Annotated in this window: 5 protein-coding genes; 4 read left to right on the top strand and 1 reads right to left on the bottom strand. The window is 70.0% G+C overall.

Features of this window, described 5'->3' with window-relative positions; translation table 11 throughout:
- The first annotated feature begins 261 nt into the window (after nucleotides 1-261).
- Complete coding sequence (locus tag ACQEVO_RS26830) at nucleotides 262-1,899, top strand: long-chain fatty acid--CoA ligase (protein WP_432918652.1); 1,638 nt, start codon at nucleotides 262-264, stop codon at nucleotides 1,897-1,899.
- Between the two features lie 51 nt (nucleotides 1,900-1,950).
- Here ACQEVO_RS26830 and ACQEVO_RS26825 read toward each other — a convergent pair whose 3' ends face one another.
- Complete coding sequence (locus ACQEVO_RS26825; RefSeq protein WP_432918650.1) at nucleotides 1,951-2,343, bottom strand: SCO5389 family protein; 393 nt, start codon at nucleotides 2,341-2,343, stop codon at nucleotides 1,951-1,953.
- Nucleotides 2,344-3,217: 874 nt separating this feature from the next.
- On the opposite strand from ACQEVO_RS26825, the gene ACQEVO_RS26820 reads away from it, so the two are divergent.
- From ACQEVO_RS26820 to ACQEVO_RS26810, 3 genes are all read left to right on the top strand, one after another.
- Nucleotides 3,218-4,048, top strand: coding sequence for a M23 family metallopeptidase (locus ACQEVO_RS26820; protein ID WP_432918647.1), 831 nt, complete (start codon nucleotides 3,218-3,220; stop codon nucleotides 4,046-4,048).
- A gap of 74 nt (nucleotides 4,049-4,122) precedes the next feature.
- Nucleotides 4,123-5,106, top strand: a complete 984-nt coding sequence (locus ACQEVO_RS26815) for a LuxR C-terminal-related transcriptional regulator (RefSeq protein ID WP_432918644.1) — start codon at nucleotides 4,123-4,125, stop codon at nucleotides 5,104-5,106.
- Between the two features lie 165 nt (nucleotides 5,107-5,271).
- Nucleotides 5,272-13,497, top strand: coding sequence for an AMP-binding protein (locus ACQEVO_RS26810; protein ID WP_432918641.1), 8,226 nt, complete (start codon nucleotides 5,272-5,274; stop codon nucleotides 13,495-13,497).
- Nucleotides 13,498-13,658 lie beyond the last annotated feature (161 nt).

Genomic DNA, 13,658 nt, shown 5'->3' with positions numbered 1-13,658 from the left:
TGCCGGTGGCCCGCAGGGGGCGTCGCGGGCATTGCGTCTCATCCCGTCCGCACCGCCGCTCGCGCGGCACCTCTTCTCTGCCCGCTGACCAGCGGTGTCACGATTCTGCCGGGTTTCTTCGCTACCCGTCACCATGCCCCGCTACTCCACGGTAGTGTGCGGCGGTGTGATGTGAGTCATCCTCTCTTCTGTGTCTCACCGGAAGGGTCGGGGCTCACGTCACGCATCACCCGCCACACAGATCAGTAAGGGGTATTCCCGATGTTGAGCACCATGATGGACGACCAGCTGTCGCTGGCGACGCTGCTGCGCTACGCGTCCACCTTCGTCGGCGATTCCACGGTGTCCACCTGGACCGGGGACGGGGTGCGCACCATGACTTACCGTGAGGTCGGCGCCGATGCGGGACGGTTGGCCAACGCTCTCACCGGCCTCGGTATCGGACAGGGCGACCGGGTCGGCACCTTCATGTGGAACAACAACGAGCATCTGGTGGCCTATATCGCGGTGCCCGCAATGGGGTCGGTGCTGCACGCCCTGAACATCCGGTTGTCGGCCGAACAGCTGATCTTCGTCGCCAACCACGCCGAAGACCAGGTGGTACTGGTCGACGGCAGCCTGGTGCCGATGTTCGCGCAGTACCTGCCGCAGCTGAAGACGGTGCGGCACGTGATCGTGGTCAACGGGGACGCCGCGGCCGTGCCGGCGGTGGACGGGGTCACCGTGCACGACTACGCCGAACTCCTCGCGAAGTACCCCGCCGGCTACGACTTCCCGGTGCTCGACGAACGGACCGCTGCGGCGATGTGCTACACCTCCGGCACCACCGGTGATCCGAAGGGTGTCGTCTACTCGCATCGCTCCAACTGGTTGCACGCCATGCAGGCGACTACCCCGTCCGGTATGGGGCTGCGCAACGACGACACCGTGCTCGGCATCGTGCCGATGTTCCATGCCAACGCCTGGGGCCTGCCGTACGCGGCACTGATGACCGGCGCGAACGTGATCATGCCGGACCGCTTCCTGCAGCCGGCCCCGCTGCTCGAAATGATGGCCGCCCTGAAGCCGACCTTCGCCGCCGCCGTACCCACGATCTGGGGTGGGGTACTGGCCACGCTGGCCGCCGCCCCGCAGGACATCACCCATCTGCGTGCCGTGGTGGTCGGCGGTTCGGCCGCGCCGCCGTCGATGATGAAGGCGTTCGAGGAGAAGCACGGAGTCACGGTCGTGCACGCCTGGGGTATGACCGAGACCTCGCCGCTCGGCAGTATGGCCCACCCACCGCAGGGCGTGACCGGCGAGGAGGCCTGGGCCTACCGGATCACCCAAGGGCGGTTCCCGGCCGGTGTCCAGGCGCGCCTCGTCGGCGACGACGGGTCCGTGGTGCCCAACGACGGGCAATCGCTGGGCGAACTGGAGGTGCGTGGCCCCTGGATCACGGGCTCCTACTACGCGCCCGACGGGGTGGCCGTGGACCCGGGCAAATTCGACGACGGCTGGCTGCGCACCGGCGACGTCGGCAAGATCACGCCGGACGGCTACCTGACGCTGGTGGACCGCTCCAAGGACGTGATCAAATCCGGCGGAGAATGGATCTCCTCGGTGGATCTGGAGAACGCGGTGATGGGCCACCCCGCGGTGGCCGAGGCGGCCGTGATCGGTATCCCCGACGAGAAGTGGGACGAGCGGCCGCTGGCGGCGATCGTGGTGGCCGAGGGCGCCGCGGTGCAACCGGAGGAACTGCGCGAGTTCCTGTCCGAGCGCTTCGCGAAATGGCAGCTGCCGGAATACTGGACGTTCATCGCGGAGGTTCCCAAGACCAGTGTCGGCAAGTTCGACAAGAAGCGGCTGCGGGCGCAGCACGCCGACGGGGAACTGGAGATCACCACGGTGCGCTGAGTTCGGCGCAACACGGTCCCCGGCGCGGTTTCGCGCCGGGGACCGGCTGTTTCAGCAGTTGCGCAGTTCGGGGCTCTGGTTGAGCAGCTGATTCCGCGGACTGATGAACCGGGTATAGGTTTCGCCGCCGACGGCCGCGAGCGGGAACGCCGCCACGCGATGGCAGTTCTGGAACGCCAGTTTCACGCCGAAATGCCGTTCCAGACCGCCCCGGATGGCATCGGAGGCGAGGGCCCGCAACAGCTGGCCGCGTGCGGTCTCGTCGGGCGGGGCGACCTCGTTGTCGGCGAATTCGGCGGTGCCGGTGCCTAATTCACCGGCTACGCGACTGACGACCTCCCACGCGTAGGGCAGCGAGGTGCGGACGCATTCGACGAATTCGGCGTCGGTGATCTCACCGCTTTCGGCACGTTCGAGCAGGGCGGTGGGGACATCCAAGGACACGGCGACCTCCTGGGGTCAAACGGTCTGTGCGACGGGTGATACGGATTACCGCTGCAGATCTGCCGGGCCGAGTCTAATCGAAACTGGTTGTCAATAACAGTGGATTGCCGCGAAAGCTGTTCGGGGCTGTGTCTTTTGGCGCGCCTTCGGCGCGCGGGGTTTGGCCCCCCTTGGTCCCTGCGTTCAGCCCCGCGATACTCGCGCCTGCGGCGCATTGTCTCGCGGGGCTGAACGCAGGGACGGGCCAAACCCTTTAAATGCCTCGCTGGACTCGGCGCCGCCGTGGTTGCGTTCGATTCCGGGGCTGTGGAACCCAGGTGACCTGCTGCTGGGCGCAGGCCGTGGTGCGTTCGATGTCGGGTTGTGGGCCTGTGGGTGGCTTCTGAATGGTGGGTCTCGCTGGACCCGGTGCGGCCGCCGGCATGTGAGGACGGCTGGGGGCCGAACGCCCCGGGCGTCTCCTGGATTCTGCGCCGCTCGCGCTCGGGGGTGGCAGATTTTGGAGGGCTCAGGGGGTCGGCTCCGGCGTGGCTCGGTGGCCGGCTCTCGGTGTCTTGGGCTGCCGAGGTTCGGCTGGGTGCCGGAACTCGGGTGTGTGTCCGGTTCGCTCGGGCCGGCAATGGGTCTTGCTGGGGGTTTGCGTATGCGATCGTGACCGTTTCAGAATGGGTCGACGGGGGTTCTAGCGGGGGTTTTGGGGAAAAGGTTGCGATATGGTCACGGGGCGGTAGAGTTACCGTCACAACGGATGCCGAAACGTTACGTTTACCGGGCTCGGGGCCTGGATCCGCACGTGGCATTCGTGAACATGTTGACCGGATAGCGAGGACGGACATTGGCGCACCATCGACTAGGCACCGGTTCCATCACCGTTATGAGCCTTATCGGCGACGAGGTCCAGGTGCGTCCGCGCCGCCACCGTGCCGCCGCCGGCACCGCCGAGAAGGTCCGGGCGGCCGCGGGGGCCGCTGTCGCGGCCGGTGCGATCATCGGCACCGCCTCGCAGATCGCGCCCGCTCTCGCCTACGCGGCGCCGCTGTTGCCCGGTGACGGGGACCGGAAATCCGAGCCCGAAGCCGCGCCGCCGGCTCAGGACGTGGCGCAGCCCGTCCAACAGCAGGCCATGCGAACTCCCGCGGCCGCGCCGGCGCCCGCACCCGCTCCGGTGCAGGCCGCCCCGATCGCCGCTCCGGCTCCGGCCGCCGCACCGTTCGGGTTGAGCAATCTGCCGCCCGAGGTCGCCGCCCCGCTGGCCCACGCCGAACAGACCCTCAAGCAGCTGCATCAGCAGTTCGCTCCGGCTCCGGTCGTGCGGCCGGTGGCCGGCATGGTGAGTTCGAGTTACGGCAGCCGCTGGGGCGCCATGCACTACGGCATCGATTTCGCCGACGCGCTGGGCGCACCGATCAAATCGGTCGCCGACGGCACGGTGATCGAAGCCGGGCCCGCCTCCGGTTTCGGGATGTGGGTCCGCGTATTGCACGACGACGGCACCACCGGCGTCTACGGTCACGTCAACGATATCTACGTCGCGGAGGGGCAGCGGGTGAAGGCGGGCGATGTGATCGCCACCGTCGGCAACCGCGGTCAATCCACCGGCCCCCATCTGCATCTCGAGATCTGGGACCAGGGCGGGAACAAAATCGATCCGATGAGCTGGATGGCGTCCAAGGGGGTGCCACTGGAGTGGGGACCCTCGCACTGAGCTCGACAAGCCCGCTCGACCGTCCGATCCTTGCCGGCTCCACCGGCCTGCAGGGAGACCTACGAACTCCCGGTGTGACCGAACTGGCGGAAATCTTCGAGCCCGAGTCGATCCACGGCCGCGTCTACGCGGCCCTGGTGCATCGGCCGCGGTCCGCGGTCGCCGATATCGCGCGCCATACCGGACTGTCCGAAACCGCTGTGGAAACGGCACTGGACGAACTGTGCGGGTTGCGTGCGGTGATCCGGCTGGCCGATTCCGACGGCGCCGCGCGCTGGGACGCGCACGCACCGGAATCGCTGTCGGAGGCCGAAGCACGCCGCCGCCGCCAGCAGATCAGCACCATGCACGCCGCCGCGGCCCGGCTCAGCGAAACGTTCCGCTCGGTGCGCCGCGCGCAGGGCTGGAACGGGGCCGTGGTGCCGGTATTCGAACGGGCCGAACTGCTCGCCGATTTCGAGGCATTGCATGCGGGCGCCGGATCCAGCGTGAAAATGGTGGACCGCAGCCCCCATATCAGCGATGCCGAACGCGACAGCCGGATCACCGATCTCAAACAGGCCCGGATAGCCGAAGGCGTCCGGTACCGGATCCTCTACCAGGACACGATCTATCAGGACGCGGACCGGTTGCGGAACACGCTGGCCACCAATGCTCGCGGGGCGCAGGCCCGGACGTTGCCGGACCCACCGTTCAAACTCATCGTCGCCGACGACGAACGTGCCAGCCTGGTACTGCACACCGACGAACGCCGCCCCGATCCGATGGCGTTACGGATCGGCGGTTCGCCGCTGCTGGATCTGCTGGTGCGCAGCTTCGATGTCCTGTGGACCCTCTCCGCGCCCATTTCGGTGCAGCCGGCCGCCGACGAACTCGACGAACGCGACCGGGCCATCCTCACCATGATGAGCATGGGTGCGACCGACGATACGATCGCGCGCCGGCTCGGAATGTCGCGGCGCACCGTGGTCCGCCGGACGGCCCGGCTGCTCGAACGTCTCGGCGCCAGCACCCGGTTCCAGGCCGGGGTACAAGCCATCCGCCGCGGCTGGCTCTGAGTACGGTTCACCCGCGGTGACCGTTCGGGTCGCTCATCACCCGACCCTCTGCGGTCCAGGCCGATATGATGGCCGCACCGCGCTCGGCCCGGTCGCACCGGGTCTCCGCCGAACGGGCACGCGGGGGCCGTGACCTGGTTCGATGCGAGAGGTGAATGCACTCGAATGGAAACTGCCCACCGTCCTATTCGTGGCAGTCGCCGGCGCCGCTCGGGCAGTCCGCTTTTCGGTCAGCTGCTGACCGCCGCGGTCGAATCGGCCGCGGAGGAGGTGGCGGTTCGCTACAACCCGACGGGTGATCCCGCGGACCAGCGGGAGATGACCTACCGGGAACTCGACGGCGCCTCTTCGCGGCTGGCGCGGGAACTGATCGACCGCGGGATCGGACCGGGCGATGTGGTGGCCATCGGGATCGCGCGCAGCCCGGAATCGGTGCTGGCGGTATGGGCTGTCGCCAAAACCGGCGCCGCACATGTTTTCATCGACCCCACCGACCCGGCCGCCCGGATCGACCATCTCGTTACCGATTCCGGCACCGCGCTGGGCCTCACCACCTCGAAGTATCGCCGGGCCCTCGGCCGCGCCCTCTACTGGATCGAACTCGACGACCCGGTGCAGGCCCAGCGGATCGCCGGCCGGTCCGGCCGGCCCCTCTCCTATGCCGAACGGGTCCGGCCGCTCGACGAACACCATCCCGCATATATCGCCTACACCGGCGGAGCGGCGGGAGTGGTGGTCACGCACGGCGGCCCGGCCACCGTGGTCGCGGCGGTCGCCGAAATCTACGATGTCACCAGTGATTCCCGGGTGGCGCACCGCTGCCCGCCGAATCACGACCTTTCGATCCTGGAATTACTGCTCACCTTCGCCGCGGGCGCGACGCTGGTGATCGCCCCGGCGGGCGTGGCAGGCAGCCGGGATCTGGCCGAACTGATGCGCCGTGAGTATGTGACCCACCTGATCACCACTGCGGCGGCACTGGAATCGGTGGATCCGGCCGGTCTCGCCGAACCCACGCTCGTCGCGGTCGTGGGGGACCGGGTCGGCCCGCAACTGGCCGGGCGCTGGGCGCAGGACCATAATGTCGTCCTCTCCTACGGCCACACCGAGGCCGCGGTCGTCGCCACCCACGCCGGACCGGTGTATCCGGGTGAACCGATCACCATCGGCTCCGGGGTGCCGGGCATCGAACTGTTCGTGCTGGACGCCCGGTTGCGGCCGGTGCCCGCCGGTGAGGTCGGGGAGCTCTATCTGGCGGGTCCGGCACTGGCACAGGGATACCTGAACCGGCCCGGGCGCACCGCCGAACGGTTTGTCGCCGGGCCGTTCGCCCGCCCGCCCGGTACCCGCATGTATCGCACGGGAGACCTGGTGCGCCGGATCGAGACGCCGCGCGGTGTGGAGGTCGAATATCTGGGTCGCACCGATTTCCAGGTGACGGTGCACGGTTTCCGGATCGAACCGGCCGAGATCGATACGGTGCTCACCCGGCACGAGGCGATCGAGTACGCGGTAACGCTGGGCAAAACGCTGCCCTCCGGGTCCACGGCGCCGGTGTCGTATGTGCTGCCGCGGGCCGGGAGCGTTGTGGACGCCGATGAGCTGCCCGGATTCCTCACCGAATCACTGCCCGCTCATATGGTTCCGGCCGCGTTCGTGATCGTGGACGAACTTCCGCTGACACCGGTCGGTGAACTCGACCACGGGGCACTGCCGGAACCGGATTTCGGGGGTTCCCCGTCCGCTGTGGCGTTCGAGCATTCCTCGCCTGCCGCGGGGTCCGTACCTGCGGTGGCGGTCGAGGACTCCTCGTCTGCCGAGGAGTTCGAAGGCTTGTCGCCTGCTGTGGCGTCCGCACCTCCCGTAGCTTTCGGGAAGTCTCCGTCCGCCGTGGGGTCCACACCCGTCGTGGCTTTCGAGGATTCTTCGACTGCGATGGCAGTCGAACCGTCCGCGTCTGCCGCGGCATATGGGGAATCCCCGTCGGCCGCGGCGTTCGAGACGTCCGTGCTTGCCGGGACAGCGGAACGGAGCGAATCCGGATACGGCGGCGCCGGCGAATTCGGTGCGGTCACGGAGGTGGGCGCTACGCATCCCGGGGCTCCGGCGCCGGACCGCCCGCTGTTCGAGATCGAGCCGGCCGAGTACGACCGGTGGCGGATCGTGTATCCGGATCTGTCGGAGGTACTTCCGCTGCCTTCGCCGGGCGCCGAGCTGTTCTTCCGGTCCCAGCTCGTCGCCGGCGGCACCGGTGAGCAGACGAGGCTGGTCGCGCTGGAACTGGGCGGGCGGCCCGATCTCGACCGGCTGCACCGGGCCGCCCAAGGTCTCGTCGATCGGCACGCGGCGTTGCGCACCGCCTACATCACCACGGCCGACGGCACTCCGGCGCAGGTGGTGACGGCGGCGGCGGAACTGCCGTGGCAGGTGATCGACGATGTCGGCGACTACGAGATGGCCGATCTGCTGGCAGCCGAGGGGCAGGCCGAGTTCGCCGTGGATACGGTGCCGCTGCTGCGGGTCACGGTGTATCGGACGGTATCGGGGCGCACCCATCTCGTTCTGGTGGCGCATCAACTGCTGTTCGACAGCCGGTCGACGCCGCGCCTGCTGCACGATCTCCTGACTCTGTACACGCTGGACGGTGACCCCGGCGTACTGCCCGGACCACCCGCCTACGGTGACCACGTGCGCCGGCTCGCGGATGCGGATACCGAGGCCGCGCGCACCCGCTGGTCGGTCTACCTGGACGGTGCCCGGCCCACCGAACTGGCCGCGGTACTCGCTCCGCCCGCCGAACCGGGCACCGGATTCGGTGATGTGGACCTCACGCTCGGTGCGGACGAGACGGCGGCTCTGGCGGCCTACGCGGCCGAGTCCGGCGTCACCGTCGATACCGTGGTGCGGGCGGTGTGGGCGGTGCTGCTGGCGAGTCTTACCGCGCGCACCGATATCGTCTTCGGCGCCGTGGCGCCGGGCCGCCCGCCGGGAGCGGACGAACCGGCCGGCCTGTTCGACCGGGTGCTGCCGGTGCGGGTCCGGTTCGAACCGGGATGGACCGTCCGCGATCTGCTCACGCTGATGGATTCGGAACAGGCCACACTGGAACGCCATCGGCTCGGCCCGGCCGGTTCCCACCCGGCGCCGACGCGGCTTTTCGACACCGTTCTCGCCTATGAACCGGTTCCATCGGCCACGGCGGAGCTGCGCGACGCGGCCGCCGGGCTCGAAGTCCTCGGCGTAACCACCTGGGCGGGGACCTACCACCCGGTGACCCTCCTGGTGGAATCGGCGGGCCGCATGCGGCTGCGCCTGCGGTACCGGCGCGATACCGTCACCGAAACCTCCGCCCGGGCACTGTCCGCGCTGCTGCACGCGCTGACCGGGCAACTGCTGGCCGTGCCCGCCCGCGCGGCGGTACCGGCCCCGGGGTGGTGGCACGCTCCCGATACCCTCGCCCGGCACGGGGAACTACCCGCCGACCGGCCCCGGCCCGCCGCCGCCTCCCGGCGCAGCGGGCAAATCCGCCGGGAACTGCCGGGTGATCTGCACGACGCGCTGACAACCCTTGCCGGGCAAGTGAATACGAACGATCTCATCGTCGTGCAGGCGGCGCTGGCCGTGCTGCTGGCGCGGTTGTCCGGGAACCGGGAAACCGCGGTGGGGGCGTTCTCGGCGCGGGGTGCCGCGGCCGGACTGTCGGTGCTGCATACCGAAGTGGATCCGGCCGGCGGTTTCACCGCGCTGCTGGAGATCGCCCGGGAAGCCGCCGCGGCGGCGCACGGGCGGACCGGGCAGGGCCGGGAACGGCTCGGCTATCTGATCGATACGCTGCGCACGGTGGCCGGGCAGCCGCCGTTCCGGGTCCTGCTCGCCACCGCGGACGACAACGGTGCGCTACCGGAAAAACTGGATCTGCGGGTGGACCTGGTGACCACGGCCGCCGGCGCCACCCTGACCTTCACCTATGCCCGTGACCTGTTCGACGCGCCGACCGTCGCCGATCACGCCGACCGGTTGATCCGGATTCTCACCGCGGTGGCCGCCGACGCCACTATCAGCGTGGGCGATATCGATCTGCTCGCGCCCGGCGAACGCGATCTGGTGCTGCGGGAATGGAACAGCGCCGGTGCCGCGGTCCCGCCGGTGACACTGATCGACCTGATCGAGGCACGGGCCCGGTTGAACCCGGATGCCCCGGCCGTCCATTACGGCGGCACGGTCTCGACTTTCGACGATCTGCTCGGCCGTGCGTACCGGGTGGCGCGCGCAGTGATCGAGGCGGGCGCCGGACCGGAGACCGTGGTGGCGGTGGCGCTCCCGCGCGACGGTGAGTTACCGGCCGCACTGCTCGGGGTGCTGCTGTCCGGGGCCGCCTACCTGCCACTCGACACCGCCGAACCACGGCAGCGGCTGGCGGCGATTCTCGCCGCGGCGGGCCCGGTCGCGGTGCTCACCACCGGTCCGCAACGTGCGGCGGTGACCTGGGGTGAGTTGCCGGTGGTGCTGGTGGAGGACACCGCGGGCTACCCCGCGGACCCGGTCACCGACGCCGACCGCCACGCTGTGCTGCGGCCCGCCGACCTCGCCTGTGTCCTGTACACCTCCCGCTCCACCGATATCCCGCAGGGCGTGGGGATAACCCATCGCAATGTGGTGGAACTGTTCGCCAACACCCAGTTGCTCTTCGATTTCGACGACGCCGATGTGTGGACGCTGTGCCATTCGATCGCCGCCGACCTGTCGGTGTGGGAGCTGTGGTGCGCACTCGCCGGTGGCGGGTCGGTGGTGGTGGTCGACGAGCCGACCGCGGATTCGCCGGAACGGCTGCGCGAACTCCTGATTCGCGAGAACGTCACGGTGTTCAACCAGACTCCGTCCGCTTTCCACCGTTTCGCCGAGGCCGATCGCGTCGCGCATACGGCCGGAGCCGAGGCGATACCTGCGCTGCGCTATGTGGTGCTCGGCGGCGAGGCCCTCGACCCGCGGGCCTTGCGGGACTGGTACCAGCGGCACCCGGTCCCCACCGGCGGCGACGCGAGCGCGCCCTGGCTGGTGAACATGTACGGCATCACCGAAGCCACCGTGCACGCCTCGTTCCTGGCGCTGGACGAGCAGCTGGCGGACAACCCCGCCGGTGTGATCGGTCGTGCGCTGCCCGGCCTGGATGCCTATGTGCTGGACGAACGGTTGCGGCCCGCGCCGGTCGGGGCGCCCGGCGAGATCTATGTGGCGGGAGCTCAACTGGCCCGCGGCTACATCGGCAGCCCCGGACACACCGCGACCCGTTTCGTGGCCGATCCGTTCGGGCAGCCGGGGTCGCGGATGTATCGATCCGGGGATACCGGCCGGTGGGCGGCATTTGCCGGGCGTGCCAACCTGGAGTACGCCGGTGGCGGGGGCCGCGGATTCCGGGCGGAGCCGGCCGAACCGGCGGACGACGCGGGGCGCCCGCCCTTCGCGGCGGTGGAGGGGCGCGCGGAAACCGTTGTCGCCGAAGTGTTCACCGCACTGCTCGGGGTGGACAAAGTAGGTGCGGACGACGACTTCTTCGCACTCGGCGGTGATTCGCTGCTGGGGAGCCGGGCGCTGGCGCGGATCAATCGCGCGCTCGGTGCCGATCTGACGCTCCGGACGTTGGTCGAGGCGCCGACGGTGGCCGCGCTGGCGGCTCGGGTGATCCCCGCCGCCGCGCCGCCGGCGCCGCGCCCGCCCTTGGAACGGGCCGAATGGCCGGAACGGATTCCGCTCGCACCTGTCCAGCATCGGCTGCGCGACCGGCCCGAACCGGCGCGCGACAATATCGCGCTGACCGTCGGCCTCACCGGTGCGCTGGACACCTCGGCGCTGCGGTACGCGATATCGGACGTGCTGGAGCGGCACGAACCGCTGCGCACCCGCTACCCGGTGGGGCCGGACGGGCGGCCCTATCAGGACATCCTGCCGGTGGCGCAGGCGCTGCGCGGCGGCGTGGAGACCGCGGAAACCGACGAGATCGCCGATGCGATCGCGCAATTACGTGCGGCCGCCTTCGATCCGGCGACCGCGGCCCCCATCCGTGGCCTGCTGTTCACCACCGGAGCCGACGAGCACGTCCTCGCGCTGGTGACGCACGGGATCGCCACCGACGGCGGGTCGCGGGCACCGTTGGTCCGGGATCTGATGCGGGCCTACCTGGCTCGCGTGAGCGGGGAGTCGCCGCGCTGGTCGCCGGTACCGGTGCAGTATCTGGACTATGCGGTCTGGCACAGTGCGGTGCTCGGCGATGCCGGCGACGAGACCTCGCTCGCGGCACAGCAATTGGACTACTGGCGTCGCCGGCTGCGCGACTCGGACGGTATCGTGGAGTTTCCGCTGGACCGGCCGCGCACCGAGCCGGTTTCCGTGCTCGGCGGGGTAACCGGATTCACCGTCGACGCCGCGGTGCACCGGACCCTCGAGGCGGTGGCCGGTGACCGCGATGCCACCGTGTTCATGGTGGTGCACGCCGCGGTGGCCGTCCTGCTGCAGCGGCTGACCGGGGCCGGCGATATCGCCATCGGTACCCGGATCTCCGGTCGCACGGAACCGGGCCTCGACGATCTGGTCGGCCGGTTCGCCAACACACTCGTCCTGCGCACCCGGGTGCGGCCCACGCAGACCTTCACCGACCTGCTCGGCCGGGCGCGGGAAACCGATCTGGCCGCATTCGCCCACGCCGATATCCCGTTCGAGCAGGTCATGGCGGACGTGGCGCCCACCCGGTCGCTGTTCGATGTGCTGTTGTCGATCCGGGATACCGAGCAGACCGTCGTGCAGGTGCCCGGGCTCACGGTTCGCGCGCCGGTGCACGACCTCGCGGTCGCCGGATACGCGCTGCAGATCGACCTCGACCCGGGTCGCGAAACCGGCGGCGAACCCGGCGAATTGCGGATCGTGCTGTCCTACGCCACCGACGTGCTCGATCAGGAGACGGTGCAGTCGTTCGGACACCGTCTGACGCGCCTGCTCACCGCCGTCGCCGCGGATCCGCGGATGCGGGTCGGCGATATCGATCTCGACGGGGAGTCGCACGCGACGCCCGGGCCGACCGCGGCACCGGACGGCTTCGCCGACGGTCCATTACTTCTCGACGACACGCACCCACCTGCGCCCTCGGCGGGCACGGCGACAGCGCAGAATTCGCCCGCCGCATCGGCAGCGGCTCCGGTGCGGTCCACGTTCGACCGGACTCTCCCCACCACGGTCGCCGCCGATCCGGCGGACGCCGGGCGCGCGCCGACTTCTGCCGGTGAGCTGGTAGGGGTTCCGGTGGGTTCGGCGGATGCCGTGCGCGCGCAGTCTTTCTCCGTCGCGCCGGAAGGTGGCTCGATGGCCACGGCGGATGCCGTGCGAGCACAGAGTTTCTCGGTCGCGCCGGAAGACGATCCGGTCGGTGCGCCGAATGCCGGTCGCACGCAGTCTTTCTCCGTCGCGCCGGAGGATGTCCCGGTGGCTGCGGCGGATGCCGTGCGCGCGAAAAGTTTCTCCGTCCCGCTCGGAGCCGTTCCGGTGGCTACGGCGGGGACCGCGCTCGCCCAAACGCTCTCGGCCTCGGTGGAAGACGATCCGGCTGCCCCCGCGGTCGTCCGCGGCGAGCAGGTGCTGACCTACCAGGAACTGGACGCGCGCTCGTCGCGGCTGGCCCGGGTATTGATCGCGCGAGGGTGTGGGCCGGGGAGCGGGGTGGTGAATGCGCTGCACCGCGGGCCGGATTCGGTGGTCGCCACCTGGGCGGTACTCAAGGCGGGAGCGGCGCTGGTACCTGCCGACGCCGTGCCGGTGGCGGCGGCCGCGGGCCTGACGGTGCAGGTCGGGCTGGCTGTCACGGCCGTCGCGGAACAACCCGGTGTCGAGTGGATAGCGCTCGACGATCCGGTGGCCGGCGCCGAAATCGACGCGCAATCACCGCGACCGGTCACCCATGCGCACCGCACGCGGCCGCTGCGGGGCGCGGATCCCGTGGTGGTGGACGCCACCGGCCGCTGCGTAAGTTACGACCGGCTCGCCGCCGCGGTGCACCGGGTACACACCGCCACCGGGCTGACCTACGAGTCCCGGACCTACCGCCACGGACGCGGGGACGATCTCGCCGCCGTCCTGGAAATCGTCGCGGCCGGCGCCGCGGGTGCGACCGTGGTGCTGCTCCCGGACAACGCCCGGAGCGTGACCCCGGCCGGTGAATGGATCACGCATCTGTGGTCCGGCAGCGAGGGACTGGCGGTGCTCGACCGGGAAGCGCTGGCCGATCTCGTCGCGCTGATCACGGACGAACCGGCGGCGGAGAGCGCGGATCGGTCCGGCGCCGGGTGCACGCTGGACCTGCCCGCCCTACTGGCCGGGGCCGCCACCCGAACCGGGGTCCACCGCTGAGCAACCGGTGCGGCCGGGGACGGAGGTCCGATACGGTCGCTGGATGGTCGAACTGTGGCCGGGGCGGTAACCTGCCGGGTGCCATACCGGGCCCCGGCGCATTGTGGCAGGCTGCCACCATGCCGCGGGCCACGGTCGGCGCGGCGGTGAAGTGCGATAGG

The organism is Nocardia sp. CA-290969 (genome assembly GCF_050936135.1).
Taxonomy (GTDB): domain Bacteria; phylum Actinomycetota; class Actinomycetes; order Mycobacteriales; family Mycobacteriaceae; genus Nocardia.
Note: the sequence above shows the minus strand (reverse complement) of the source record. Positions and strands in the feature narration are given on the sequence as shown.

Bases quoted from the DNA above. Each gene is read 5' to 3' on its own strand.
- ACQEVO_RS26830 (WP_432918652.1), top strand. From the start codon at position 262: ATGTTGAGCACCATGATGGACGACCAGCTGTCGCTGGCGACGCTGCTG.
- ACQEVO_RS26820 (WP_432918647.1), top strand. From the start codon at position 3,218: ATGAGCCTTATCGGCGACGAGGTCCAGGTGCGTCCGCGCCGCCACCGT.
- ACQEVO_RS26810 (WP_432918641.1), top strand. From the start codon at position 5,272: ATGGAAACTGCCCACCGTCCTATTCGTGGCAGTCGCCGGCGCCGCTCG.